The sequence below is a fragment of the Rhizobium sp. 0TCS1.26 genome (assembly GCF_050455525.1).
Classification (GTDB): Bacteria; Pseudomonadota; Alphaproteobacteria; order Rhizobiales; family Rhizobiaceae; genus Neorhizobium.
The window spans coordinates 1,099,985-1,123,231 of the sequence record NZ_JBCIYV010000001.1 but is presented as its reverse complement, the minus strand read 5'-3'; the positions used below and the strand labels follow the sequence as shown (position 1 = coordinate 1,123,231).

The 23,247-nt window shown below is 63.6% G+C and carries 28 protein-coding genes; 15 read left to right on the top strand and 13 right to left on the bottom strand.

Annotation, left to right across the window (positions count from 1 at the left end; all coding sequences use genetic code 11):
- Positions 1 to 97: 97 nt before the first annotated feature.
- From AAIH46_RS05550 to AAIH46_RS05535, 4 genes are all read left to right on the top strand, one after another.
- Positions 98 to 1,138 carry a methionine ABC transporter ATP-binding protein gene (locus AAIH46_RS05550; RefSeq protein WP_430305013.1) on the top strand — a complete coding sequence of 347 codons (1,041 nt, stop codon included), beginning with the start codon at positions 98 to 100 and terminating at the stop codon, positions 1,136 to 1,138.
- On the top strand, positions 1,128 to 1,796 hold the full coding sequence (locus AAIH46_RS05545) for a methionine ABC transporter permease (RefSeq protein ID WP_430304620.1): 669 nt from the start codon (positions 1,128 to 1,130) through the stop codon (positions 1,794 to 1,796). Before AAIH46_RS05550 ends, AAIH46_RS05545 begins: the two co-directional genes overlap by 11 nt.
- A 40-nt stretch (positions 1,797 to 1,836) precedes the next feature.
- The gene (locus AAIH46_RS05540; RefSeq protein WP_430304619.1) at positions 1,837 to 2,616 is read left to right on the top strand and encodes a MetQ/NlpA family ABC transporter substrate-binding protein; all 780 of its coding nucleotides are present in this window, start codon (positions 1,837 to 1,839) and stop codon (positions 2,614 to 2,616) included.
- A 215-nt stretch (positions 2,617 to 2,831) separates the two neighbouring features.
- Positions 2,832 to 4,961: a bifunctional diguanylate cyclase/phosphodiesterase gene (locus AAIH46_RS05535; RefSeq protein WP_430304618.1), complete on the top strand. Its 2,130-nt coding sequence runs from the start codon at positions 2,832 to 2,834 to the stop codon at positions 4,959 to 4,961.
- Positions 4,962 to 4,976: 15 nt separating this feature from the next.
- Here AAIH46_RS05535 and AAIH46_RS05530 read toward each other — a convergent pair whose 3' ends face one another.
- From AAIH46_RS05530 to AAIH46_RS05520, 3 genes are all read right to left on the bottom strand, one after another.
- Positions 4,977 to 5,909 carry a rhodanese-related sulfurtransferase gene (locus AAIH46_RS05530; protein WP_430304616.1) on the bottom strand — a complete coding sequence of 311 codons (933 nt, stop codon included), beginning with the start codon at positions 5,907 to 5,909 and terminating at the stop codon, positions 4,977 to 4,979.
- A gap of 109 nt (positions 5,910 to 6,018) precedes the next feature.
- Entirely contained in the window at positions 6,019 to 6,936 is a 918-nt protein-coding gene (locus tag AAIH46_RS05525; RefSeq protein ID WP_430304615.1) for a CHAD domain-containing protein, read from the bottom strand.
- Positions 6,911 to 7,408 (bottom strand): CYTH domain-containing protein, encoded by a 498-nt coding sequence (locus AAIH46_RS05520; protein ID WP_430304614.1) that lies wholly within the window; start codon positions 7,406 to 7,408, stop codon positions 6,911 to 6,913. Before AAIH46_RS05520 ends, AAIH46_RS05525 begins: the two co-directional genes overlap by 26 nt.
- A 162-nt stretch (positions 7,409 to 7,570) precedes the next feature.
- Between AAIH46_RS05520 and AAIH46_RS05515 the strand changes: the two genes are divergently transcribed.
- The 4 genes from AAIH46_RS05515 to AAIH46_RS05500 all read left to right on the top strand — a co-directional run bounded on the left by AAIH46_RS05515 (position 7,571) and on the right by AAIH46_RS05500 (position 10,006).
- A complete protein-coding gene (locus AAIH46_RS05515; RefSeq protein ID WP_430304612.1) occupies positions 7,571 to 8,209 on the top strand; it encodes a 2-dehydro-3-deoxy-phosphogluconate aldolase in 639 nt (212 codons plus the stop codon).
- Positions 8,210 to 8,315: 106 nt separating this feature from the next.
- Positions 8,316 to 9,029: a tellurite resistance TerB family protein gene (locus AAIH46_RS05510; protein WP_430304611.1), complete on the top strand. Its 714-nt coding sequence runs from the start codon at positions 8,316 to 8,318 to the stop codon at positions 9,027 to 9,029.
- A gap of 84 nt (positions 9,030 to 9,113) precedes the next feature.
- Complete coding sequence (locus tag AAIH46_RS05505; RefSeq protein WP_430304610.1) at positions 9,114 to 9,806, top strand: GNAT family N-acetyltransferase; 693 nt, start codon at positions 9,114 to 9,116, stop codon at positions 9,804 to 9,806.
- A complete protein-coding gene (locus AAIH46_RS05500; protein ID WP_430304609.1) occupies positions 9,803 to 10,006 on the top strand; it encodes a hypothetical protein in 204 nt (67 codons plus the stop codon). The genes AAIH46_RS05505 and AAIH46_RS05500 overlap by 4 nt, the downstream gene beginning before the upstream one ends.
- A gap of 21 nt (positions 10,007 to 10,027) precedes the next feature.
- On the opposite strand, the gene AAIH46_RS05495 is transcribed toward AAIH46_RS05500, so the two are convergent.
- The 5 genes from AAIH46_RS05495 to AAIH46_RS05475 all read right to left on the bottom strand — a co-directional run bounded on the left by AAIH46_RS05495 (position 10,028) and on the right by AAIH46_RS05475 (position 13,259).
- Positions 10,028 to 11,074 carry a nickel/cobalt transporter gene (locus tag AAIH46_RS05495; RefSeq protein ID WP_430304608.1) on the bottom strand — a complete coding sequence of 349 codons (1,047 nt, stop codon included), beginning with the start codon at positions 11,072 to 11,074 and terminating at the stop codon, positions 10,028 to 10,030.
- Positions 11,068 to 11,709 (bottom strand): DUF1007 family protein, encoded by a 642-nt coding sequence (locus tag AAIH46_RS05490; protein WP_430304607.1) that lies wholly within the window; start codon positions 11,707 to 11,709, stop codon positions 11,068 to 11,070. Before AAIH46_RS05490 ends, AAIH46_RS05495 begins: the two co-directional genes overlap by 7 nt.
- A gap of 63 nt (positions 11,710 to 11,772) precedes the next feature.
- Positions 11,773 to 12,678: a LysR family transcriptional regulator gene (locus AAIH46_RS05485; RefSeq protein WP_430304606.1), complete on the bottom strand. Its 906-nt coding sequence runs from the start codon at positions 12,676 to 12,678 to the stop codon at positions 11,773 to 11,775.
- Positions 12,679 to 12,699: 21 nt separating this feature from the next.
- On the bottom strand, positions 12,700 to 13,038 hold the full coding sequence (locus AAIH46_RS05480) for a type II toxin-antitoxin system PemK/MazF family toxin (RefSeq protein ID WP_430304605.1): 339 nt from the start codon (positions 13,036 to 13,038) through the stop codon (positions 12,700 to 12,702).
- Positions 13,035 to 13,259 carry a hypothetical protein gene (locus AAIH46_RS05475; RefSeq protein ID WP_430304604.1) on the bottom strand — a complete coding sequence of 75 codons (225 nt, stop codon included), beginning with the start codon at positions 13,257 to 13,259 and terminating at the stop codon, positions 13,035 to 13,037. Before AAIH46_RS05475 ends, AAIH46_RS05480 begins: the two co-directional genes overlap by 4 nt.
- 548 nt (positions 13,260 to 13,807) lie before the next feature.
- On the opposite strand from AAIH46_RS05475, the gene odc2 reads away from it, so the two are divergent.
- From odc2 to AAIH46_RS05445, 6 genes are all read left to right on the top strand, one after another.
- Positions 13,808 to 14,941 carry an ornithine/lysine decarboxylase gene (gene odc2, locus AAIH46_RS05470; RefSeq protein WP_430304603.1) on the top strand — a complete coding sequence of 378 codons (1,134 nt, stop codon included), beginning with the start codon at positions 13,808 to 13,810 and terminating at the stop codon, positions 14,939 to 14,941.
- 89 nt (positions 14,942 to 15,030) lie between these two features.
- Positions 15,031 to 15,621 carry a GNAT family N-acetyltransferase gene (locus AAIH46_RS05465; RefSeq protein ID WP_430304602.1) on the top strand — a complete coding sequence of 197 codons (591 nt, stop codon included), beginning with the start codon at positions 15,031 to 15,033 and terminating at the stop codon, positions 15,619 to 15,621.
- A gap of 232 nt (positions 15,622 to 15,853) precedes the next feature.
- Positions 15,854 to 16,543, top strand: coding sequence for an OmpW/AlkL family protein (locus AAIH46_RS05460; protein WP_430305012.1), 690 nt, complete (start codon positions 15,854 to 15,856; stop codon positions 16,541 to 16,543).
- 112 nt (positions 16,544 to 16,655) lie between these two features.
- A complete protein-coding gene (locus AAIH46_RS05455; RefSeq protein WP_430305011.1) occupies positions 16,656 to 17,669 on the top strand; it encodes a serine hydrolase domain-containing protein in 1,014 nt (337 codons plus the stop codon).
- A 120-nt stretch (positions 17,670 to 17,789) separates the two neighbouring features.
- Positions 17,790 to 18,029 (top strand): hypothetical protein, encoded by a 240-nt coding sequence (locus AAIH46_RS05450; RefSeq protein ID WP_430304601.1) that lies wholly within the window; start codon positions 17,790 to 17,792, stop codon positions 18,027 to 18,029.
- Positions 18,030 to 18,081: 52 nt separating this feature from the next.
- A complete protein-coding gene (locus tag AAIH46_RS05445; RefSeq protein WP_430304600.1) occupies positions 18,082 to 18,774 on the top strand; it encodes an SDR family oxidoreductase in 693 nt (230 codons plus the stop codon).
- Between the two features lie 36 nt (positions 18,775 to 18,810).
- Here AAIH46_RS05445 and AAIH46_RS05440 read toward each other — a convergent pair whose 3' ends face one another.
- The 5 genes from AAIH46_RS05440 to AAIH46_RS05420 all read right to left on the bottom strand — a co-directional run bounded on the left by AAIH46_RS05440 (position 18,811) and on the right by AAIH46_RS05420 (position 22,598).
- Positions 18,811 to 19,797 (bottom strand): WD40 repeat domain-containing protein, encoded by a 987-nt coding sequence (locus tag AAIH46_RS05440; RefSeq protein WP_430304598.1) that lies wholly within the window; start codon positions 19,795 to 19,797, stop codon positions 18,811 to 18,813.
- A gap of 85 nt (positions 19,798 to 19,882) precedes the next feature.
- Positions 19,883 to 20,977 (bottom strand): CobW family GTP-binding protein, encoded by a 1,095-nt coding sequence (locus tag AAIH46_RS05435; RefSeq protein ID WP_430304596.1) that lies wholly within the window; start codon positions 20,975 to 20,977, stop codon positions 19,883 to 19,885.
- Positions 20,978 to 21,086: 109 nt separating this feature from the next.
- On the bottom strand, positions 21,087 to 21,482 hold the full coding sequence (locus AAIH46_RS05430; RefSeq protein ID WP_430304595.1) for a type II toxin-antitoxin system VapC family toxin: 396 nt from the start codon (positions 21,480 to 21,482) through the stop codon (positions 21,087 to 21,089).
- Positions 21,479 to 21,751, bottom strand: a complete 273-nt coding sequence (locus AAIH46_RS05425; protein ID WP_430304594.1) for a type II toxin-antitoxin system Phd/YefM family antitoxin — start codon at positions 21,749 to 21,751, stop codon at positions 21,479 to 21,481. Before AAIH46_RS05425 ends, AAIH46_RS05430 begins: the two co-directional genes overlap by 4 nt.
- A gap of 55 nt (positions 21,752 to 21,806) precedes the next feature.
- Positions 21,807 to 22,598, bottom strand: a complete 792-nt coding sequence (locus AAIH46_RS05420) for a creatininase family protein (RefSeq protein ID WP_430304593.1) — start codon at positions 22,596 to 22,598, stop codon at positions 21,807 to 21,809.
- 86 nt (positions 22,599 to 22,684) lie between these two features.
- Between AAIH46_RS05420 and AAIH46_RS05415 the strand changes: the two genes are divergently transcribed.
- Positions 22,685 to 23,200, top strand: a complete 516-nt coding sequence (locus AAIH46_RS05415; protein ID WP_430304592.1) for a MarR family winged helix-turn-helix transcriptional regulator — start codon at positions 22,685 to 22,687, stop codon at positions 23,198 to 23,200.
- Positions 23,201 to 23,247 lie beyond the last annotated feature (47 nt).

Sequence of the window (23,247 nt, the reverse complement as noted above, 5' to 3'; positions counted from 1 at the left end):
CACCCTGAAGAGACTACCCATGCTATCCATCAACGACACCCTGGCGCCGTCGCGCAATGGCGCGCAATCGGCTGACCGAGGCGATCCGGTCCAACCCATGGTGACCTTCGAAAAGGTCGGCAAGCGTTTCCCCGACCGCCGCGGGCAAGGCGAATTCGAAGCCCTGTCCGGCGTCGACTACGTCGTGCCGAAGGGTGCGATTGCCGGCATCATCGGCCGCTCGGGTGCCGGAAAGTCGACGCTCATCCGCCTGGTCAACGGTCTGGAAAGGCCGACGTCCGGCCGCGTGACGGTCGATGGCGTCGATGTCGCGGCCCTCGACGAGCCGGGACTTCGTCGCCTGCGCCGCGAGGTCGGCATGATCTTCCAGCACTTCAATCTCCTGGCGTCGCGCACCGTCTACGGCAACATCGGCCTGCCGCTGGAGATTGCCGGGCTCGACCGCCAGGCGATCAAGGCGCGGGTCGCACCGCTCATCGATCTGGTCGGTCTGTCGGACAAGGCCGGCCGCTATCCGGCGGAACTGTCGGGCGGCCAGAAGCAGCGCGTCGGCATCGCCCGGGCACTCGCCACCCAGCCGAAACTGCTGCTGTCGGACGAGGCGACCTCGGCGCTCGATCCGGAAACCACCCAGTCGATCCTTGAACTGCTGCGCCGGATCAACCGCGAGCTGGACCTCACGGTGCTGCTGATCACCCACGAGATGGAGGTCGTCAAATCGGTCGCCTCGCATGTGGCGGTGATCGACAAAGGTTCGATCGTCGAGAGCGGCCGCACGTTCGACGTCTTCACCCGGCCGCAGCACGAGACGACGGTAGCGCTGCTGTCCTCGTCGCTCGGGGTCAAGCTGCCGGAATGGGTGAAGTCGACGATCAAGCCGCAGCCGGCGGAAGGCGACCGCGTCTTCGTCCGTCTGGTGTTCTTCGGCGATACCGCCTTCAAGCCGCTGACCGCGCAGCTGGTGGAGCGGATCGGCTCGAACGTCAACATCATGGCCGGCACCATCGACGAGATCGCCGGCGAACCCTTCGGCTCACTGGTCGTGTCCTATCCTGCCGATCCCGCCGTCGTCGCGCGGGCGCAAGACTTCTACGCCGAAACCGGCCTGACCACGGAGGTGCTCGGCTATGGCGCCTGATATGCTCATCTCGCTCCTCTGGAAGGCGCTGGTGCAGACGCTGCAGATGGTGGCGATCGCCGGTGCCATCGGTACGCTGGTCGGCCTGCCGATCGGCGTCTTCCTCGCCAACAGCGCAAAAGGCGAGCTGTTCGCCGCGCCAATGACCAACCGCATCGTCGGGCTCATCGTCAACGCGGCCCGATCGACGCCGTTCATCATCCTCGTGGTGGCGATCATTCCCTTCACCCGGCTGGTCGCCGGCACTTCCATCGGCACCAACGCGGCGATCGTGCCGCTCACCATTGCCACCATCCCCTTCGTCGCGCGGCTCATCGAGGCGGCGATCCGCGAGGTCGACCGCGGTCTCATCGAGGCGGCCCGGGCGATGGGCGCGACGCGCTGGCAGATCGTCACCAAGGTGCTCATCGCCGAAGCCAAGCCCGGCATCACGCTCGCCCTGACGCTGACGCTGGTCAGCCTGATCGGCTACTCGGCGATGGTCGGCGCAGTCGGCGGCGGCGGGCTTGGAGACCTCGGCATCCGCTACGGCTACCAGCGCTTCATGCCGGAAGTGATGGCGGCCGTCGTCATCGTGCTGATCGTGCTCGTGCAGGTCGTCCAGAGTGCCGGCGACGTGCTGGCCCGCCGGTTCGACAAGCGCAACCGCAATTCCTGACCCGAATTCGAACCCCAAATAGCAATCCGGAGAGACATCCATGAAGACACTTCTTCTCGCAGCTTCCTTCGCCGCGCTTCTGTCGGCTGGCGCAGCCCTGGCCGAGACCATCAAGATCGGCGTGACGCCCGGCCCGCATGCGCAGATCATGGAGCAGGTGAAGAAGGTCGCGGCCGAGAAGGGCCTCGACCTCGAGGTCCTCGAATTCTCCGATTACGTCGTGCCGAACCAGGCGCTGACGGACGGCGACCTGCAGGCCAACTCGTTCCAGCACCAGCCCTACCTGGACAACCAGGTGAAGGATCGCGGCTTCGATATCGTCAGCGTCGGCCAGACGGTCAACTTCCCGATGGGCATCTATTCGAAGAAGGTGAAGAGCCTCGACGAGCTGAAGGACGGCGCTTCGGTCGCCATCCCGAATGACCCGACGAATGGCGGCCGCGCGCTGCTGATCCTCGCGGACAAGGGCCTGATCAAGATCCGCGAAGGCGCAGGCCTTAAGGTGTCTCCGGCAGATGTCGTCGAAAACCCGAAGAACATCACGTTTGCCGAGCTCGACGCTGCCCAGTTGCCGCGCGCCCTCGATGACGTCGATGCCTCGGTGATCAACACCAACTACGCGCTGGAAGCCGGTCTCGACCCGGCCAAGGACCCGATCGGCCGTGAAGGCGAGAAGGCACCCTACATCAACGTTCTGGCGGTCCGCGCCGCCGACAAGGACAAGCCATGGGTGAAGACCCTGGTCGAATCCTACCACAGTGCCGCGGTCAAGGATTACGTTGCCACGCAGTTCAAGGGCGCCGTGATCCCCGCCTGGTAAGGCCCAGAGCGGCTCATTGACAACCCAACGGAAGGCTCTCTCGCTGCGGCGAGGGAGCCTTTTTCGTATGGCTGGAACCGGCGCGCGCCGTTAAGTCTAATTGAACTGTTCCAAGGCATAATCCACGGATTGGCCAGGGCTTTGGAATGCGGTTTGTCCCCTCTCATCTGAAACAATCCGCAGCGAAACTGGACCGCCGTTCGGTGGTCCGTTCGATGCTGCTGATTTTCGCGGCCGTGATGATCTCCGTGTCGGCGATGGTTTTCACCGCGCTCGACCGGGTGGGTCACTACGCCAACCAGCTCGACGAGGAGCGTTCGCGCGAAGCCGTCACCGGCGCCCTGCAGACCTTCCGCCACCAGATCCGCGCGACGCTCCACGACTATGCCGCCTGGGATGACGCCGCCGGACATATCTACCAGCAGCGCGACATCGACTGGATCGAGCGCAATTTCGGCGAGATGAGCCTCAACAGCGATCTCTTCGACGTGGTGATCGTCCTCGATCCCGCCGGCAACAGCCTGTCTGCGCATTCCGATGGCGTGCCGATCAAAGAGCTCGATCAGTACGTGACGCCTGGCGTTCTGGCGCTGTTCGAGCCGCTCAAGCAACTGCCGGAGGATGCGCTGCCGGAAGTCACCGGCTTCGTCGAGACGGTCAAGGGCATCGCCGCCGTCGGCATCGGGGTGATCCGCAAGACCTCCGGCGAACGGATGGGCAAGCCGAGCGGCAACCACTATGTCGTCCTCATGCGGCACCTGGCCGGTGAGACGATCGAGCGGCTGTCGAGGGCCTATGTGCTTCCAGGCCTGCATCTGGTGCCGCCGTCGAGCGACCTGTCGCACCGGGTGGCAATCCTCGGCCCGAACGACCAGCCGATCGGCGGACTTGCCTGGGTGCCGCGCTCCCCCGGAGACGCCAGCCTTGCGCAGGTGCGGCCGCTGGTCTGGTGCGCCGTGGCGATGATCGCCATCTACATGCTTCTGCTCTTCGTCAGCGGCAACGAAGCCCTGTCGCGGATGAGCGCGGACGAAGCGGCGGCCGTCAAGCTGTCGCTCACCGACCGGCTGAGCGGTCTGCCGAACCGGACCGGGCTGTTCGCCGGCATGGCGGAGCTGATCAACATGGCGCAGCGTGACGGCAAGGACGTGGCGCTTCTCTATCTCGACCTCGATGGCTTCAAGGAAGTCAACGACGCCTACGGGCATGCGACCGGCGACCTTCTGATCCGCAGCGTTTCGGCCGGGTTGCGGGTGCTGGTCGGCGACGAACCTGTGCTAGCACGCCTCGGTGGCGACGAGTTCGCGGTCGCCTTCATCGGCTATGACGTGCAGAAGAACGCCGTCGAACTGGCCGAACGGGTGCTGGATTTTCTCGGCGAGCCGATCACCATCGGCGAGCGCATTGCCGTCATCGGCTGCAGCATCGGGCTTGCCTTCTCCCGGCGTGGCCTGGTGCAGGGCGAAGAACTGATCCGCCGCGCCGACATGGCGATGTATCGATCCAAGGAAGAGGGACGCGGTCGCTGGACGCTCTACGACCCGGTCATGGATGACGAGCGCGAGGAGCGCAATCTTCTGGAACTCGACTTGCGGGCGGCGCTCGAACGGCAGGAGGTCACGGTGGCCTATCAGCCGGTTGTCGATGCCTGCAGCCTGCGTGTCACAGCCGTCGAGGCGCTGGCGCGCTGGACAAGAGCTGGCCATGGGCCCGTGTCGCCGGAAGTCTTCATCCCGGTCGCCGAGAGCACCGGGCTCATCGACATGCTCGGCCTTCACGTGCTGCGCACGGCCTGCAGGACGCTGGTTGCCTGGCCGGATCTGGCGCTCTCGGTCAACGTCTCGCCCGGCCAGTTCCGTGATCCCGCTTTTGTCGGGCACGTGGCTGACGTTCTGACGCAGACCGGCATCCATGCGTCTCGCCTGACGCTGGAACTCACCGAAACCTATTTCATCCAGAACCCGTCACGGGCACGCAAGACGCTCGACCTGCTGCGCCAGACCGGAGTGAAGATCGCGCTTGACGACTTCGGATCTGGCTTTTCGAGCGTCGGCTATCTGCGCCAGTTCCGTTTCGACCGGATGAAGCTCGACAAGTCGCTGGTGGATTCCATCTGCGATGACAGCAGGGCAATCGAAATGCTGCGGGCAACGGTTGCGCTGGCGCAATCGCTCGAGATGCCGGTGACGGCAGAAGGCGTGGAGACAGAGGGACAGGCGGTGGCACTGCAGAAGGCCGGCTGCGATCTCCTGCAGGGGTTCCTGTTCGGCAAGGCGGTTCCGGCAGAGGAGATCGACCAGTTGCGCGAACGGGGACCGCTGATACGGCTCCCGATCAGCGCTTAGAAAACGCCACTTTGTTCAGGAGCCGAGGTGGCGTTCGCCGCGCTTGCGGGCAAGCTCGATCTGCAGCTGGCGCTGGCGGTAGCGGTCGCGATCAGCCTCCGAGCGCGTATCGTAGCAGTGCGGGCAGGAGACGCCCTCCTCGAACTTCGGCGACTGGCGGACCTCCGGCGTGATCGGTTCGCGGCAGGCATGGCAGAGGCGGTGATCGCCCTCCTTGAGGCCATGCGTGACCGACACCCGCTCGTCGAAGACGAAGCAGGCACCTTCCCAGAGGCTTTCCTGCTCGGGCACTTCCTCAAGGTATTTGAGGATGCCGCCCTTTAGGTGGTAGACCTCGTCAAAGCCCTGTTCCTTCATGAAGGCGGTCGCCTTCTCGCAGCGGATTCCGCCGGTGCAATACATGGCGATCTTCGGCTTGTTGTGCAGGCCGGTATTGTTCTTCACCCAGTCGGGAAATTCGCGGAACGTCTTGGTCTTCGGATCGACGGCACCCTGGAAGATGCCGATCGCCGTTTCATAGTCATTGCGGGTGTCGATGACGATGGTGTCGGGATCGGAGATCAGCGCGTTCCAGTCCTTCGGCTCGACATAGGTGCCGACGATGCGCTTGGGGTCGATGTCCTCGACGCCCATGGTGACGATCTCCTTCTTGAGACGCACCTTCATGCGCAGGAACGGCATCTTCGACGCCCGGCTCTCCTTGTGCTCCAGCCCGGCGAATTCCGGCTGCGCGCGCAGGTAGGACAGCACGGCGGCGATCCCTGCATCAGGCCCGGCAATCGTCCCGTTGATGCCCTCGCGCGCGAGCAGCAGCGTGCCTTTGACGCCGTTCTCTTCGCACAATGCCTGCAACGGCTCGCGCACGCTGTCGAAACGCTCGAAGCGGGCGAAGTGGTAGAGCGCGGCAACGCAGAAGCTGCCGGAAGGGCTGTCGGACGTGTGGTTCATGGCCCGCGAAATACTGCCTCTTCGCCTGCGACGCAACGAATTTCGGCGCAAAGGATGCCCTTTGACATTCGTCAAGCAGGCGGGCGTGCCGGTCACTGTCGGTTGAAATTCACCGGTTTCGGTTTGCCGTCTCGATCCACAGCATGGCGATGATGTCGGCCTCGCGCTCCGGATCGTCGGCGAAGACAAGCTCGGCCAGTTCCAACGCCTCGCTGCGGATCGCCTGCTGACGCAGGATGATGGCAGCGATCAGCCGCGCCAGCGTGTCGCTGTCGCCGAACAGTTCAGGGTTCTCGTTGACGGTCTGGGTAAGGACGGTGAGGTCGTGCTCGTAGCCCAGCATGTCGACCAGCCGCTTCACCTCGCGTTGCTTGGCAGCCATCGCCGTCGGCCACAGGTCGCGCAGCAGCGACAGGTGCATCCAGGTCGTCTGCCCCGATTTGCGCAACTCGTGGAAGTCACCGCCGGCATGGGTGGTGCGGCAACGGGCAAGCGCATGGCGCGCCTTTGCCTGCCGTTTGCCCCAGGCCTTCGCCAGCCGCTTGGCCGTGCGGCTGCGACCATCGGCCAGATCCAGTTCGTCGAGCGCCTCAAGCGCCGCACGGCAGGTCGCGATCGCTGCGTCGATCTTGCCGGGCAGGTCGACCTCGGCAGCCGCTATCCGGTCACGGCGCTCACTGAGCGCATTCAACGCGAACGACAGGGCAGCGCGCTCCTCGTCCGATGTGGCACAGCCCATCAGGTCGTCGACGGTCTCCACCAGGGCCGTCGCATCCCGCACCGCCGAGAGCGTGCGGCCCATGTCTCGGATGCGGACGTTCTCGCGGTGGTAGACGTCCCTGGCGTCCGGCTGGATGAGCCGGTACAGCGACCGCAGCCGCTTGAAGCGCTTGCGGGCTGCGTGGATCGCGGCATGCGGCCCGTCCGGCTGGTCGCTCAGTTCGGCAATCGCCTTGTCGAGCTGCCCGGCAGCGACCCGGCGGAACTCGTCGGTGAAGGTCTTAAAGGGCCTGATGCGATAGGCCATGGCCAAGCTCCGCCGCTAGATTTTCGGTTGCCAGTACCATGTTGGAATAGCGACGGTCGCCGGTCACTTCGACACCGATCCAGTCGGGAAGCTGCGGCTCGTCGCTTTCGGCCTGCAGTTCGACCTCGGCGACGACGAGCCCCGCATAGACGCCTTCGAAGACATCCACTTCCCAGGTGAAGCCGGCGAAGGGAACGACATGGCGGGTTTTCTCGATGATCGTGCCGACCGTCGCGCCGAGCAGTTCGCGTGCGTCGTCGGCGGGAATTTCGTATTCGTATTCGTCGCGGGTGAGGGTTCCGTCGCCGACCTTGAAGGTGAGTTTCGCCTGCACGTCATTCACCAGCCGGACGCGCAGGTTGCGATCGTCGGCGGCAACGATGTAGGCTTGCCGGAAGCTCGATGCGGAAACGGCGCTGTCGCGCCAGTCGTCGGAACGGACGAGAAACTTGCGTTCGATTTCCTTGGCCATCGCTGATCCCGGTTTTGCAACGGCTCTAACCTATTGCAGTCTATCGCATCCGACCAGTACCCGGCGGACCGGGGAGGATCGTTTTTCCTCGACAGGCCGAAGGCACCGCGCTATCTCACCCTTCGGATTTCAATCGTTTCAATGAATGCGGGAGTTTTGATGATGGCCGCCAAGACCGACAGCTTGCTTGCCACCCTGAAGCTGCAGCCGGTGGTGCCGGTGCTGATCGTCGAGGACGTGGCCTCGGCCGTGCCGCTGGCGCGGGCACTGGTTGCCGGCGGCCTGATGGCAATCGAGATCACCATGCGCACGCCGGCAGCACTGGACGCGGTTCGTGCGGTCGCCGCCGAAGTCGAAGGCGCCCGGGTCGGCGCCGGCACCATCCTCAACGCCCGTGATTTCGAAGCAGCCGTCAAGGCGGGCTCGACCTTCATCGTCAGCCCGGGCGTGGCGCCGGGCGTGCTTGCCGCCGCCAGGGATTCCGACGTGCCGCTGCTGCCGGGTGCGGCAACGGCGAGCGAAGTGATGACGCTGCGCGAAGCGGGCCACGACGTCATGAAGTTCTTCCCCGCCGAACAGGCCGGTGGCGCTGCCTATCTGAAGGCGCTGTCGTCGCCGCTCGCTGGCACGCTGTTCTGCCCGACCGGCGGCATCTCGCTCAAGAACGCCCGGGACTACCTGTCGCTGCCCAACGTCGTCTGCGTCGGCGGTTCCTGGGTGGCGCCGAAGGAAATGGTCGCGGCCGGCGACTGGGCGGGCATCACCAGGCTTGCGGCGGAAGCTGCGGCGCTGAAGGGCTGATCGCTCCAGGCCTCCTTCTGACAATCGCGTTATCGGCGTCGCGGAAATTTGTATTCCGCGTCACCGTGCCTATCTCCAAGTCAGCCCCAATCGACAGGAGATATGGATGTTCGACGCAAAGAAGCTTCTTGACCAGTTCCTCGGCTCGCAGATGCCCGGTCTTCCGGACAGCGTCAAAGGCCGCGCAGGTCAGTTCGGCGACATCGCGAAGAACAATCCGCTGAAGACCGCCGGCATTGCCGCCGCCCTTCTCGGCACCAAGACCGGCCGCAAGATCGCCGGCAACGTCGTCACCGTTGGTGGCATCGCTGCCGTCGCCGGTCTCGGTTATCTCGCCTACAAGAACTACAAGTCCGGCCAGTCGCCGCAGGCGGCACTGCAGCCGGCACCGGCTGCTGCCGAACCGATTGCGCTGCCGCCGCCGGATTCGGCCTTTTCCCTGCAGTCGCCGCAGCTTTCCAACGATTTTGCGCTGACGCTGGTGCGCGCGATGATTTCAGCCGCCAAGGCCGACGGCCATATCGACGCGGCCGAGCGCGCCAACATCATGGAAAAGGTGCATGATGTCGATCTCGGCGATGAGGCGGAGGCGTTCATCCGGCAGGAGCTTGCCAATCCGGTCGACATCGACGATCTCGTCGCGGCTGCCCGCACCGAGGAGCAGAAGGTAGAACTCTACACCGCGACCCGCCTGACCATCGATCCCGACACCCGGGCAGAGCGCGGCTACCTCGACCTCCTCGCCGGCCGCCTTGGCCTGCCGGATGCGCTCATCGACCATATCGATGCGACTGTCTCCTCCGCCAAGGTATCGGTCTGATCAAATCCGGCGCGCCGGCGAAAGCCTGATTGCCTTCGGCGCGCCGCTCGCCTAATCCTCTCGTCAACGACGAGGGGAGAGTGCATGCGCGATCTGAAGGACTTCAAGGGCTGCCCGCCGCCGGCACCGGTCCGGCTCGAAGGGCAGTATGTGATCGCCGAGCCCTACGAGCGTGCCGTCCACCTGCGCAGCCTCTGGGATGCGCTGGGCGGCGAAGGCACGAACGAGCTGATCCGCTACTTTCCCAATCCGCCCTATGAAGCGCCAGAGCAGTTCGCCGACTGGCTGGACGGCATGAACCGTGCGGGCAACCTCGTCACTCTGGTGTTTCGCGACAAGCCGAACGGCGACGTCGTCGGCATGGCGAGCTACATGCGGCCGGATCCTGCCAACGGCGTGGTCGAGGTCGGCTCGGTGGCGCACGGGCAGGCGATGAAGCGTTCGCCGCTGGCCACCGAAGCTCATTACCTGATGGCGCGTCACGTGTTCGACGATCTCGGCTACCGCCGCTACGAGTGGAAGTGCCACAACGAGAACGAGCCGAGCAAAGTCACCGCCATCCGCTACGGCTTCACCTTCGAGGGCGTCTTCCGCCAGCATATGGTGTCGAAGGGCGCCAACCGCGACACCGCTTGGTTCTCGATGATCGACAGCGAATGGCCGCTGATCCGACAGGCGTTCGAGGATTGGCTGGCGCCCCAGAATTTCGACGCTGACGGCCGGCAGAAACGGCGGCTGGAGGATATCCGTGCCGCTCTTCAGGAGGCTCGCCCATGAGCGGCGGCAGCGGCAAATCGTCGGCGATCGCTGCCGGCCTGATTTTCTTCGGCTTCATGCTGCTGTTCTTCGTGATGCCCGGCATCATGACCTGGCTCGCCGAATTTTCGCCGTGGCTGGCCGCCGCCTTCGGGACGCTCGCCGTCCTGTCGTTCTTCCTGATCTTCTGGCTGAGGGCGCGTCACCAGCGTCGTCGCTGATCGCTCGCCTCTCGGCAGGCTTCATCCCGCCTGCATCATGACGCCCTGCAGCGACGCGCCAAGCAGGGCAAGGCCGATCAGCAGGATGAACAGCGCGCCGCAGAGTTCGATGCCGACCGTGATGCGCCGTGCTGACTGCGAGCGCGGACCCGCAAGCCGAACGGCGATATCCTTGGCGGTGACGGCGAGCAGCGCCAGGATCGACACGGTGATGGCGGTGCCGAGCGACATGGCGAGCACAGACAACGCGCCGCCGACGTAGAGACCGTTGAGGATCGAAAAGCTCATGACCAGGATTGCGCCGGAGCAGGGGCGCAGGCCGACCGCGATGATCGCCGACCAGGCTTCGTGCAGGCTGAAGTCGCGGCTTTGGAGCGCTGCCGGATCGGGAATGTGCAGTTCACCGCAATCGGCACAGTAGCTGCCGGGTGCGAGGTCCGCATGGGTGTGGTCGACCTCGATTGCCTGGAAGCGCAGACCTGTCGGCCCTGTTCCTGGGGATGCGCCCGAAAAGATCGGCAGCGAGGATGTTCGCGGGCGGATCTCGTAAAGCTTGCGCAGCAGCAGCCAGGCGCCGAACATCGCGACCATGGCAAAGCTTGCAACTTCCATCGCCCAGGTGGCCTTGGTCATGGTGATGCCGGTGCCGCGCAGCAGCAGATAGGCGGCCGCGACCAGAACAATTGCCATGGCGCCCTGCAGCAGGGCGGAGATCAGCGAAATGGTGATGCCGCGCTTCAGCGCCGTCTCGTTGGCGATCATGTAGGACGAGATCACCGCCTTGCCGTGGCCCGGACCCGCGGCATGGAAGACGCCGTAGGCGAACGACAGGCCGACCAGTCCCTGGAGCGCCCACGGATCCTCGCGCATGGCCCTCAGTGCACCCCCCAGGGCCCTGTAGAAGGACTGCTGGTGCATGTTGATCCAGGCAAAGAACGGGCCGAGGAACCCGCCGGTATTGAAGGAGGGTTCGGCGGCTCCGACGCCGAGCGGCGACTGCGCGTGGGCGGCGAAGGCTGCAACTGCAAGGATCAGCAGACCGAGCGGTAGAGTGCGCCGATTCAGCATGTCACTTCCAGGCGGGTGGCGAACAGCTTTGTCATGTTGGTGCCGGTCGGGTCGTTGAAGAAGGCGTCGGTGAGGGTGTTCTTGTTTTCGGCGATGACCTCGTCCGGATCCGGACGCACCACCTTGTGGGCGCAGGCGGCGAATGCCTTGCCTTCCGGCTTCAGATCGCCGTCGGAGGGGAAATCCACGGCCGTATAAAGCGACGGGTCGTAGACGCCAAAGGTCAGCTTGCCCTTCAGCGGCACCGGTGCCGCCGGCTTGACGGCAAAGAACACCAGTACCTGCTGGTCCTGATAGGTGACGTGGATGGCGTCCGGCTTGCCGATCTCGACAGCTTTGCCGTCGACGGTGATCGTTGTGAAATAGTGGAATTCGGAGAGCGAGTTGCGCATCACCTCGCCGAGCTCGGCCAGTTCCGCCTCATCGAGCTTCAGGTCGGTGTTCTTGTCGAAGTCCAGGAGAACGCTGGAGGAGAACATCTCGTCGAAGCGCCAGACATTGCGCAGTTCGGAGACGTGGCCACTATCGTCGGCCAGCACCTCGAGCCGCGCATCGACGAAGATGTGCGGATGGGCGAGCGCCGGTAGCGGTGCCAGTGTCAGCGCGGCCGCAACGAGCCACTTCCTGTCGATCATGAGCTAATCCTGAAGACGTTCGTCTCGGTGTGCCGGGCAAATGGGACGGAATTTCGTCGCCCGTCAATGCTGCTCGGACTGCGCCTGGCGAAACCAGGCCGTCAGGAAATCGACAAAGCTGCGGACTTTCGCCGGCAAGTACCGTCGGTGCGGGTAGACGGCGTAGATGCCACGGTCCTTGGGGATGTAGTCGTCGAACAGCGTCACCAGTTCGCCGGACTTCAGATAGGGCAGTGCAATAAAATCCGGCACCATGGCGACGCCGAGCCCGGCGCGGGCCGCACGCAGCGTGCCCTGCGGGCTGTTGACCTCGAACGATCCGGATACCGGCACCGAAATCGTCCCGCCTTTCGGATCCTGGAAACGAATGCTGTTATGCGCGCGTACATTGGTGTCGATGATCACCGGCTTGTTGGCCAGATCCTGGGGATGCACCAGCGGACTGTAGCGTGCGACGTAATCCGCTGTCGCGCAGGCGTAGACGCGGAAATCGGAGATCTTGCGGGCGATCATGCCCGAATCCTCCAGCTTGGTGATTCGGATCGCAAGGTCGAAGCTTTCCTCGATGAGGTCGACGAATCGGTCTTCAGCGACGATCTCCAGCGAAACCTCCGGATTGCTGCAGGCGAAATCGATCAGCGACTGGCCGACCTCGGCATCCATGAAGGTGCGCGGCACCGAGATGCGCAGCCGACCCTTGAGGTCGGCATTGTTCTCGCGCACCAGATCGGCAAGGCTGTCGATCTCCTTCAGGATGTCGGCGGCTGTACGAAAATAGGTATGGCCCGCCTCAGTCAGCGAAAACTGTCGTGTCGTGCGGTTGAGCAGCAGGGCGCCGAGGTCGTCCTCGAGTTCACGCACGTATTTCGACAGAAGCGCCTTCGATCGGCCGGTGCGGCGGGCGGCGGCGGAAAAGCCCTCCGCTTCGACGACGTCTATGAAGGCCCGCATGCGGGTAAGTGTGTCCATGGCGACGTGGATGCTCCGAGGTCAGGAGCCTTCTGTCTCCGCCAGACCGAGCAGAAACACAAGCATGCCACTCAAGCGTTGCATGTCTTGCTCGGTAAGATGCCCAATTTTCCTGCCGATTTTCGTGCGCGGCACAGCGATGAGCTTGTCGGTCATGATCTGCGAGGGCAGTTGCAGTTCGTTGCTTGGTGTCGGTTCAACGGAAATGCGAAAGTCGAGATCGACGAGCGTGGATGTGATTGGGCAGGCGATGATTGATGGATAAGCATCACTGATGGTGTTCGTCTGCACCAGGACTGCCGGGCGTGGCTTTCCATAATCGCCTGACGTCGAGACTATAACGACGTCGCCTCGCTTCATTCCTGAGACATCCAGCCGGATTCGTCTTCGCCCCAGTCGGCGACTTTCTCCATCCATTCCAGAATTGCGTGTTCTTCCTCCGGATCAAGCGCTGCGATGGATGCCTTGACACGTGCCAGCACTTCCGGGTCCTTCATGTCAGGCAGCGACGCGTAGATTTCAGATCTCAAGACGTGCTTGGAAAGGTTCGCATCGATGCTTTGCGTCTTTGCCGTCGGCATTTGATCTCTCCATCCCCGCTCCCCTCGAAGGAATATAGTTCCGCGCATGCCCTTGCACAAATCCACCACAAAAGCCCTGGCAAGATTTATTCACCATGCCGAAAAAATCTCTTGATTGTGAAGGCGAATGTTCTTATCTCCCGCTCAGCCCAAAGTCGCACGTGCCCATGGGTGTCCGCTGGTCCTCTAATTGGTGAGGATACGGTAAGGTACCTGGAATTAACCCCTCCAGTCGCTATCTCGGCCTTTCGAGAAATGCGAGGACATCTGAAGCAACGACGGTGCGGGCCTTTTTGTTCTCTTCCGGCTTTCCATCAGCCGGGGTTACTGAAGAGGCACACCATCATTGCCGGAAGTGCGGTTGGGTTCATCCCCGTCCAATCCATGGCAGACAAAGCCGGATCAAAGCTCTTGGCAGGGCGTTGGTCCACATCATGCGCGTTTGAGCGCGATCGCAGCTCCGGGATTTCCACCGGCCGGGCAGCGATTCGTCGTCGTACGCGCCTTTGTCCTCCGGTTCTCCGGAGAAGCTTATAGGGATTAGGCTGATGACGACCGCTCGCATTCTTGACTTCCTGCGTACCGAACGCCCGGAAGGTCCTTGCCTCGTCGTGGACCTCGACGTCGTGCGCGACAATTACAGCGCCTTCCGTCACGCTCTGCCGGACAGCTCCATCTATTACGCCGTGAAGGCCAATCCCGAGCCCGCAGTCCTGAAGCTGCTCGCATCGCTCGGCTCGAACTTCGACTGCGCATCGGTTGCAGAAGTGCAGATGGCGCTTGCCGCCGGCGCTTCGGCTGACCGCATCTCGTTCGGCAACACGATCAAGAAGGAGCGCGATGTTCTGCGTGCCTTCGAACTCGGCGTCGGCCTGTTTGCCGTCGACAGCCACGAGGAAGTCGAAAAGGTCGCCCGTGCCGCTCCCGGCGCCAAGGTGTTCTGCCGCGTCCTGACCGATGGCGAAGGCGCCGAATGGCCGCTGTCGCGCAAGTTCGGCTGCGTACCGCAGATGGCCGTCGATGTTCTGGTCTACGCACACCAGCTGGGCCTGGAATCCTACGGCGTATCGTTCCACGTCGGTTCGCAGATGACCAAGGTCGATGCCTGGGATTCGGCCCTGTCGGATGCCAAGCGCGTCTTCGCTTCGCTCGCCAAGCAGGGCATCTACCTGCAGATGGTGAACATGGGCGGCGGCTTCCCGACCAAGTACCTGCGCGACATCCCGTCGGCCGAAGAATACGGCCAGGCGATCTTCTCTGCGCTGCGCAAGCACTTCGGCAACAACCTGCCGAAGACCATCATCGAGCCGGGTCGCGGCATGGTGGGCAATGCCGGTGTCATCAAGGCGGAAGTTGTGCTGGTGTCGAAGAAGTCGGACAATGACGAAAACCGCTGGGTCTTTCTCGACATCGGCAAGTTCGGCGGTCTCGCCGAAACCATGGACGAGGCCATCCGCTATCCGATCCGCACGACGCGCGACGACGATGCGATGGAGCCCTGCGTGATCGCCGGCCCGACCTGCGATTCGGCGGACGTGCTGTACGAGAAGAACATGTATCCGCTGCCGATCTCTCTGACGATCGGCGACGAGGTTCTGATCGAAGGCACCGGCGCCTACACGACGACCTATTCAGCCGTCGCCTTCAACGGTTTCGACCCGCTGAAGTCCTACGTCATCTGACGCGTCGCAGGCTCCGGTTCATTCCCGGAGCCTGCTCTCACCCCCTTCCTTTCGAGCCGCTTGAACGGTTTTGAGCTTCGGAGGCCACAATGGCCGCTGTTCTTGACGCTGTGCGCGCATTTCTTGCGCCGACCACCTTCGTCATTGCCGAGGAGACGTCTGCCGACGTCGTTGCCCGCGAACGCCTGCTCGATCGCGCCATGGGCGGCGACCGACGCAAGAAGTCGTCGGAAAAGCTGCGCCGTGGCCGGCTGCCGGCCGACGGCCTGGCGCTTGTTGCGCATGACCGGGACGGCAAGCTGATCGGCACCGTCCGCCTGTGGAATGTCGAGGCCGGCGTCGGCGCCGATGGCGTTGCCGTCGATGCGCTGCTGCTCGGGCCGCTGGCTGTCGATTCGGCTGAGGAAGGCAAAGGCGTCGGCTCGGCGCTGATGCGTGCCGCGATCGCCGAAGCCAAGCGGCGCGGGCACGGCGCCATCCTGCTGGTCGGCGACGCGCCCTATTACGCGCGCTTCGGCTTTGCCACCGAGCCGACGCAGCACCTGGTGATGCCGGGACCGTTCGCCCGCGAGCGCTTTCTGGCGCTTGAGCTGCGGGCAGGTTGGCTTGCCGGCGCGGCAGGCATGCTGACGGCCAGCGGCCGCAAGCTGTCGCGCCCGGCCTATCGTCGCGCTGCCTGACGGTTCCGACGCTCGATCTGCACGAGAAAGCTCCTGTCGCTGGAAACATCGACGGGAGCTTTTTTGGCGCCTATCCGCGCGGTCCCGGTGCCTCTGCGACAGAATGACCAAGGGGTAGAGGCCCTGTGCCTGATCATCGTCAAGTGCGTTTGATCGAGGTCAACCCTCTGAAGAACCTCAGTGATACTCCCTCCGATCATCGACACTCGATGACTTGAAGGAGATTGACATGATCAACAGTCGGAAAACCGGAGCGGCCGTGTGCGCAGCGGTAGCGGTCCTTTTGCCGGCACTGGCAAGTGCGGCAGACCTTGCTTCGCCGACGCCTGAACCGGCAGCCGCGGCAGCGCTCGCCGAAGCTCACAGCCCCTGGCAGATCCGCGTGCGCGCACTCGGCGTGATCCCCAACGACAAGGGTTCGGTGGACGGCGTCGCCGGCTCCGACCTTGAGTATTCCAACTCGATCACGCCGGAACTGGATATCTCCTACTTCTTCACCGACAACATCGCCGCCGAACTGATCCTCGGCACGACAAGTTCGCGGATTTCAGGTGCCGGATCGCTTGCCGGCATCGACGTCGGCAAGACCTGGATCCTGCCGCCGACGCTGACCCTCCAGTATCACTTCACCGATTTCGGCGCCTTCAAGCCGTATGTCGGCGCGGGCGTCAACTACACGTTCTTCTACAACGCATCCGAGGAGGCCGGGTTCAGCAACCTCAAGGTCGATCACCATGTGGGCGCTGCCCTGCAGGTGGGCTTCGACTACATGCTCGATGAGCACTGGGGCCTCAACGTCGACGTGAAGAAGCTTTTCCTCGAGACGGAGTGGAGCGCCACGCATTCGACGCTTGGGCCGCTTGCGGGCAAGGCGAAGCTCGATCCCTGGCTGCTTGGCGCCGGTGTGACCTACCGGTTCTGAACCTTCTACCTGACGTTCGCCGGGTGGCATCACCTCACGCCGGGCTCACTTTGGAGTGAGTCCGGCGTAGAAGGCTCTGGCATCCGCGTGCCGGTAACCTACCTTGTCGTTGATGCTCACACGCCGCCATCTTCTTTATTCCGTCCCCGTCATGCTCACGGCTTTCCGCGCCACGGCGCAGCAGCCGGCTGCCGCCCCGCCGCGGCTCGCCGACATCCTCGTCCGGGCAGAGCGGTTGAAAACCCTGCAGGCGGTGATCGTGTCGCGTCAGGGCGAGACACTGGCCGAGCGCGGCTACCACGGGTTTGCGCCGCAGGATCCGACCAACATCAAATCGGCCTCGAAGTCGATCATCTCGGCGATGGTCGGGATCGCTATCTCGAAGGGGCTGCTGGAAGGGACGGACCAGCCGATCGCGGCGATCCTCAGATCGGATCTTCCGGATGCTCCCGATCCCCGGCTTGCACGGGTGACGGTCGGCAATCTCCTGTCGATGCAGTCCGGCATGGATCCGCTCTCCGGCCCCAATTACGGTCGGTTCGTCGCCAGCCGCAACTGGGTGCGCTTTGCGCTGGACCAGGACTTCGTCGAGGATCCCGGCGGTTCAATGCTCTACTCGACGGCATCCAGCCACCTGCTCTCGGCAATCCTGACGAAGGTCGGGCGAAAGCCGACGCTGCAGCTGGCCCGCGAGTGGTTCGAGCCGGTAGAGGGTTTCCGCATCTCTTCCTGGTCGCGCGACCGGCAGGGCATTTACCTCGGCGGCAACCAGATGGCGATGACCAGCCGCTCGCTGCATGCCTTCGGCGAGCTCTACCGCCGCGGTGGCCGCACGGCCGAGGGCGTGCAGGTGGTGCCGGAAGACTGGGTGCGGACCTCGTGGCAGCAGCGCACCAACTCCCGCTATTCCGGCGACGGCTATGGCTACGGCTGGTTCCTGAAGCAGATCGGCGGCGAGGACGTCCGCTTTGCCTGGGGCTATGGCGGGCAGATGCTCTACATCGTGCCGCGGCTTGCCATGACGGTGACCATGACGTCGGACCCGGAAGCGCCCTCGGCCCGGACGGGCTACCGCGACCAGCTGCATGCGCTGCTGGCCGAGATTACCGCCTCGGCATCAGCCTGAGACGGGGACTGATCTGCGGCGATTTGTAAACCAGATCGCCTTAAGGGAGGGCTCCGTTCCTCGGAGATGCGGCGACGTGCGCGTCGACCGGCCGACCATCCTCACCTTCCAGAGTGTCCCATGAAAATCATCCGTCTCGCCCTCATCGTCGTCATCGCCGCCGTCTTCGTCATTGGTGGCCGCTGGTATATGTACATTTCCAACACAGACAGCCCCTACAACGAGGTGGGCATCGAGCTGAACAGCCGCATGCCAGCGCCCCTGCGCAAGTGGGGCTGTGACAAATTGCATGCGACCTTCGGCAATGTGCTGCCGCCCTATGGCTGCCAGGCGGGCGCCGAAAACCGCGACTGGCTCTGAGGCTCCAGTTTCAAATCTGGACGCCGGCGCGTCACGACCTATCTGTCGCTGCATGAAACACGCAATCATCACGGGTGGTGCCGGCCTTATCGGCACAGGGATCTGCCGAACGCTGATCGGGCAGGGTTGGGCAGTCGCCTCGTTCGACATGAAGGATACGGCCGCGGATCTGCAGGAGGCCGGTGTCCGGCATGTGTTCTGCGACGTGACTGACGAAGCCTCGGTTGCCGGCGCGTTCGCCGAACTCGGCTGGTCGAGACTGGACCTGCTCGTCAACAATGCCGGCATCGCAACGCCGGCGAACGGGCCGATCGCCGAGATGTCGCTCGACCAGTGGCGTGAGGTGACCGACAGCCATCTGACGGCTGCCTTCCTGATGACCCGTTCGGCGGTGCCGCTGATGGGAGAAGGCTCGGCAATCGTCAACATGGCGTCGACGCGCGCCTTCATGTCCGAGCCGCAGACGGAAGCCTATGCGGCATCCAAGGGCGGGCTGGTGGCGCTAACCCATGCGCTTGCAGTCAGTCTCGGGCCGGACATCCGCGTCAACGCCATTGCTCCCGGCTGGATCTCAGGCGACGAGGATCTCCGGCCGGAGGATCACCAACAGCATCCCGTCGGCCGCGTCGGCAGGCCCGACGATATTGCCGATGCGGTGGTTTACCTGGCGACTGCCGGCTTCATGACCGGACAGGTTCTGACGGTCGACGGCGGAATGACGCGCAAGATGATTTACGCCGAGTAGATTTCGGCTCGCCAATCCGATGCTCGGGGGAGGGTGTCAGGCCGCGATGTCGATGACGCCGCAGTCGCCGGCTTCTGAGCCGAAGGCCAGCAGCTTGCCGTTGCCGCTCCAGCTCATGGCCGTGATCGCGCCCTTGCCTGGACGGCGAAGCAGCGCCTCCTTTGCGTCGCCGACCCTGACCCCAAGGATCATGCCGTCGATGAAGCCGATCGCCAGCACTTCCTCGGCCGGGTGGAAGGCAACGCAGGTCGCCATGATGTTGGCGCGGGTGCCGAGCTCCAGCGGTGCTCGACCCATCGGGCCGTCCTTGCCGGAAAATGGCCAGACGATCGCGGCGGGTGCGCCGGACGAGGCGAGCCACTTGCCCTTTGATGACCAGGAGAGCGACTTCACCTTGGCGGGGTAGCCGGTCATGCGCATGTGACGGGCTTCGCCCGGCTTGCCGTCCAGCTTCCATCCATGCAAGGCATTTTCCTGCATCATGGTCACGAGGAACCGTCCGTCAGCCGAGAAGGTGACGCCGGTATGGGCGCCCTTCCATTCGAGATCGGCCGGCGGTGCGGTGGTGTTGACCCAGTGCAGCGACACACCGTTGTAGCGTGCGGCGGCGATCCGCAGTCCCTTGGGAGCGAAGGCCAGCGCTTCGACGGTACGCTGCTCGACGAATTCCTTCACCGTGCCGTCGGTGAGCACGACGAAGCTCGACTTGCCCTGCGCATAGGCGACGGCACCCTGAGGTCCGCCGGCAACCACGGAGATCCACTTTCGCGGCATCTCGGCGATCTGCTTCAGGCTGCCGTCAGCGGCGATCCGCAAGACCTTGCCATCCTCGCCGCCGGTGATGAGCGAATTGCTGAACGGGTCGCGGATGCAGGTCAGCAGACCGTTATGCGCCTCGGTGACCTTTTCGCCGCCATCCAGGCGGCGGATCTCGCCGCTGGCGGTTGCGAAGAACGGGGTGTCGCCGAGAAAATGCGTGGCGATCACATGGCCTTCAAGATCAAGCGGGGCAACAGTCGGCATTCAGGCAGTCTCTCTCGTCGGCGTTCCGAAGCGGGGCGTGCTGACGGCATAACGCGATCCTGGGACCGCGTCACGCCGTTCATCGTCAGGCAGTCGCCTGGCAGGCGAGGAAGCTCTGCTCGATCTTGGCGCGATCGAGGTCACGACCAATGAAGACGAGGCGGCTTTCGCGCTTCTCGCCGTCTTTCCAGGCGCGTTGGTGATCGCCTTCGACGATCATGTGAACGCCCTGCACCACATAGCGCTCGGCATCGTCCTTGAATGCGATGATACCCTTCAGCCGCAGGATGTTCGGGCCGTCCGTCTGGGTGATCTTCTGGATCCACGGGAAGAACCGTTCGGGGTTCATCTCGCCGCCGCGCAGGGAGGTCGACTTCACCGTGACGTCGTGGATCGCCGATGGCGCGGCGTGGCCATGATCATGATGATCGTGGCCGTGGTGGTCGTGATGATGGTGGTCATGATCATGGTGGTGATGGTCATGGTCGCAATCCGGGCCGCAGACGTGATCCTCGTGACCGTGCTCGAGGAAATGCGGATCGTTCTCCAGCGCCCGTTCCAGGTTGAAGGCGCCCTGGTCGAGCACGCGGGCAAGATCGACGCCGGAGCGGGTGGTCTTGTAGACGCGGGCCGTCGGATTGATGGCGCGAACGATCTCGTCGATGATCGCCAGTTCGTCCGGCGTCACGAGGTCGGTCTTGTTGATCACCACCACATCGGCGAAGGCGATCTGATCTTCGGCCTCGCGGCTGTCCTTGAGGCGCAGCGGCAGGTGCTTGGCATCGACGAGTGCGACGACAGCATCGAGCTCGGTCTTGGCACGCACGTCGTCGTCCATGAAGAAGGTCTGCGCGACGGGTACCGGATCGGCAAGACCCGTGGTCTCGACGATGATGCCGTCAAAACGGCCGGGGCGGCGCATCAGGCCCTCGACGACGCGGATCAGGTCGCCGCGCACCGTGCAGCAGACGCAGCCGTTGTTCATTTCGTAGATCTCTTCGTCCGATTCGACGATCAGGTCGTTGTCGATGCCGATCTCGCCGAACTCGTTGACGATGACGGCGTATTTCTTGCCGTGGCTTTCCGACAGGATGCGGTTCAAGAGCGTCGTCTTGCCGGCGCCGAGGTAGCCGGTGAGGACGGTCACGGGAACGGGCTTCTGGATTGCTGTATCGGCCATGGGGAACCTCCGGGGGATGGGCGCTCGCGAGATGGAGCGGCAGCGGTTGGCGACCATATAAGGCCTCGTGTTCCGCAGTTCAAAGCCTTTTGTATGTTATAAGATCACATCATGCCGACGGCAGCGCCGATCGAACATCGGTCTGGGCGAAATCGTTGCCGACGAACAGCAGCGGGCACCCGAATTCCTTGGCGGTGGCGTAGGAAAAGCAGTCGCCGAAGTTGAGGGCGGCGCGGTGAAAATTCCGGCCGTAGGCTCGATAGGCTTCGGCGGCCAGTTCGGCGCGCGCGGCGGTCAGGTCGATGATTTCGAACGGAAGCAGGTTCAGCAACTTGTCGAGTCCTGCGCGGCAGTTCTTTCCAGACGCAACGATCTGAACTTCGAGAAAGGTGCCTGCCGAGATCACAAAACGGGTGTCCGGTGCTTCCAGGACACGGCTGCATTGAGGGGCGGATGGCTCGTTGAGGAGGATGGAAATCAATGCGGACGTGTCTACTGCGATCATGCTGGAAGACCGTCCTCGTCATAGAGGTAGTCATGGGATCTGTCCGCCGTTGGTTCACCAGGCGCGCGTGGTGGCGCCTTTGCCATGACCTCGTCCAAGACCTTACGACGTTCTTCCTGTGTCATTGTGTGTTTGTCAGGGGTTGCTCCGGCTGCGACGATCCGCGCGACAATCTTGCCATCCTTCGTCAACAGCACATCCTCGCCGCCTTCGACGCGAACGAGGAGTTCCTCCAGATTGTCTTGGGCTTCCTTGACGGAAATCTGCATGGCATGAACCTCCGGTCTTCAGGAAAGGTATGCCTTCTCCGGCGGGCACGCAAGATCAGCGCAGAACCGACACATCGAACCGGTGCACGTCCTCCAGCAGTTCGATAATCCCGTTCACCGCGTGGCTCACAAGAGCCTCGCCGCGTTCGGCGGTCGCAGCACCGGCATCGCCGGCGACGCCCTGGACGTTCAGGTCCGACATCTTCCAGCCGAACGCATGCGGGCCATAGGCGCGCAGATGCGTGAAGTCGCGGGCGAAGTCCGCTTGACCCGACGGGAAGGCGGCAGCCTGCTGCATGTCCACCCTGTCCGGGTAGAGCGCCAGCATCACCGAGGTCTCGATGTCGCCGCCGTGAATGTCGAGCGCCTTGGCGTCCGGCGCAATCCAGCCATCGGGCTGACCGAAGCGCGTCCAGCTCGTTGCCACCGCCAGCATGTTCAGCCGCACGCGCGCCTCCGTTGCGACGATGGTCATCAGCGGGGCGTTGCCGCCATGGGCGTTGAGCAGCACCAGTTTGCGGATGCCGAGAGCAGAGAGGTCTTCGGCGATCCTCAGCCAGCGGTCGATGGCCTCGCCGAAGGCCAGTGTCTTCGTGCCTGCCACGTCCATGTGCTCGATCGAATAGCCGATCTCCTCCACCGGAAGGAAGGTGACGGGCAGGCAGGAAGGCATCCGGTCGATTACTCGCGCGACGAGGCCAGCGGCAATCAGGCTGTCGGTCTCGAAGGGGAGGTGCGGACCGTGCTGCTCATGAGCGCCGAGCGGCAGGACGGCAATCCAGTCTGACCGGTCGGCAGGCTGCAGCGCCCGATCATTGTCGGCAAAGCGGGGCTTTGGCAGCGGCATCTGGCGGTAACTTCCGGGTTTGGCTATGGATAGTCGTTGTAAAATCATAGACCGTTTGAACCGCTGCGGTAAACCAGGCGAGGGGCATGAGTAAGAAGAAGGGCGAAAAGCGCGAGGAGAAGCGCGGCAAGGCCGGCAAGAAGAAGAGCGCCATGCCGATCGCCGATCTTGCACCGGCGCTGACGCAGGCTGCCCGCTCGATGCGGACCCACCTGTCGCGCAACCTCGCCGAGGCCGGTCTCTATGCCGGTCAGGACAGCGTGATCCTGCAGCTTGCCGCCGATCCCGGATTGACACCGGGGCAGCTCGCGCAGCGGCTGGGCGTCAAGGCACCAACGATGACGCGCACCGTCGGGCGCATGGAGGCGCAGGGTTTTCTGGAGCGCAAGGCCGACAGCACGGACGCGCGGCTGATCAAGATCCACCTGTCGGAAACCGGGCGACAGAGCCTCGATCGCATCCACAAGGCAATCGCAGACAGCGGCGCTCAGGCGGTCCAAGGGCTTACGCTGAAGGAAACGCGGGCCCTGTTGAAATTGCTGAAAGCGGTCGATCGCAACCTCAACGGCATCGAACCGATGGTGGACGAGGAGCTCGAGTGACGGCTTTATGACGGGCATTGCCGGGTCGGCTTAAACTGTTTAAATCA

Coding starts and splice junctions, on each gene's coding strand:
- AAIH46_RS05550 (WP_430305013.1), top strand. CDS start 98: ATGGTGACCTTCGAAAAGGTCGGCAAGCGTTTCCCCGACCGCCGCGGG.
- AAIH46_RS05545 (WP_430304620.1), top strand. CDS start 1,128: ATGGCGCCTGATATGCTCATCTCGCTCCTCTGGAAGGCGCTGGTGCAG.
- AAIH46_RS05540 (WP_430304619.1), top strand. CDS start 1,837: ATGAAGACACTTCTTCTCGCAGCTTCCTTCGCCGCGCTTCTGTCGGCT.
- AAIH46_RS05535 (WP_430304618.1), top strand. CDS start 2,832: ATGCTGCTGATTTTCGCGGCCGTGATGATCTCCGTGTCGGCGATGGTT.
- AAIH46_RS05530 (WP_430304616.1), bottom strand. CDS start 5,909: ATGAACCACACGTCCGACAGCCCTTCCGGCAGCTTCTGCGTTGCCGCG.
- AAIH46_RS05525 (WP_430304615.1), bottom strand. CDS start 6,936: ATGGCCTATCGCATCAGGCCCTTTAAGACCTTCACCGACGAGTTCCGC.
- AAIH46_RS05520 (WP_430304614.1), bottom strand. CDS start 7,408: ATGGCCAAGGAAATCGAACGCAAGTTTCTCGTCCGTTCCGACGACTGG.
- AAIH46_RS05515 (WP_430304612.1), top strand. CDS start 7,571: ATGGCCGCCAAGACCGACAGCTTGCTTGCCACCCTGAAGCTGCAGCCG.
- AAIH46_RS05510 (WP_430304611.1), top strand. CDS start 8,316: ATGTTCGACGCAAAGAAGCTTCTTGACCAGTTCCTCGGCTCGCAGATG.
- AAIH46_RS05505 (WP_430304610.1), top strand. CDS start 9,114: ATGCGCGATCTGAAGGACTTCAAGGGCTGCCCGCCGCCGGCACCGGTC.
- AAIH46_RS05500 (WP_430304609.1), top strand. CDS start 9,803: ATGAGCGGCGGCAGCGGCAAATCGTCGGCGATCGCTGCCGGCCTGATT.
- AAIH46_RS05495 (WP_430304608.1), bottom strand. CDS start 11,074: ATGCTGAATCGGCGCACTCTACCGCTCGGTCTGCTGATCCTTGCAGTT.
- AAIH46_RS05490 (WP_430304607.1), bottom strand. CDS start 11,709: ATGATCGACAGGAAGTGGCTCGTTGCGGCCGCGCTGACACTGGCACCG.
- AAIH46_RS05485 (WP_430304606.1), bottom strand. CDS start 12,678: ATGGACACACTTACCCGCATGCGGGCCTTCATAGACGTCGTCGAAGCG.
- AAIH46_RS05480 (WP_430304605.1), bottom strand. CDS start 13,038: ATGAAGCGAGGCGACGTCGTTATAGTCTCGACGTCAGGCGATTATGGA.
- AAIH46_RS05475 (WP_430304604.1), bottom strand. CDS start 13,259: ATGCCGACGGCAAAGACGCAAAGCATCGATGCGAACCTTTCCAAGCAC.
- odc2 (WP_430304603.1), top strand. CDS start 13,808: ATGACGACCGCTCGCATTCTTGACTTCCTGCGTACCGAACGCCCGGAA.
- AAIH46_RS05465 (WP_430304602.1), top strand. CDS start 15,031: ATGGCCGCTGTTCTTGACGCTGTGCGCGCATTTCTTGCGCCGACCACC.
- AAIH46_RS05455 (WP_430305011.1), top strand. CDS start 16,656: ATGCTCACACGCCGCCATCTTCTTTATTCCGTCCCCGTCATGCTCACG.
- AAIH46_RS05450 (WP_430304601.1), top strand. CDS start 17,790: ATGAAAATCATCCGTCTCGCCCTCATCGTCGTCATCGCCGCCGTCTTC.
- AAIH46_RS05445 (WP_430304600.1), top strand. CDS start 18,082: ATGAAACACGCAATCATCACGGGTGGTGCCGGCCTTATCGGCACAGGG.
- AAIH46_RS05440 (WP_430304598.1), bottom strand. CDS start 19,797: ATGCCGACTGTTGCCCCGCTTGATCTTGAAGGCCATGTGATCGCCACG.
- AAIH46_RS05435 (WP_430304596.1), bottom strand. CDS start 20,977: ATGGCCGATACAGCAATCCAGAAGCCCGTTCCCGTGACCGTCCTCACC.
- AAIH46_RS05430 (WP_430304595.1), bottom strand. CDS start 21,482: ATGATCGCAGTAGACACGTCCGCATTGATTTCCATCCTCCTCAACGAG.
- AAIH46_RS05425 (WP_430304594.1), bottom strand. CDS start 21,751: ATGCAGATTTCCGTCAAGGAAGCCCAAGACAATCTGGAGGAACTCCTC.
- AAIH46_RS05420 (WP_430304593.1), bottom strand. CDS start 22,598: ATGCCGCTGCCAAAGCCCCGCTTTGCCGACAATGATCGGGCGCTGCAG.
- AAIH46_RS05415 (WP_430304592.1), top strand. CDS start 22,685: ATGAGTAAGAAGAAGGGCGAAAAGCGCGAGGAGAAGCGCGGCAAGGCC.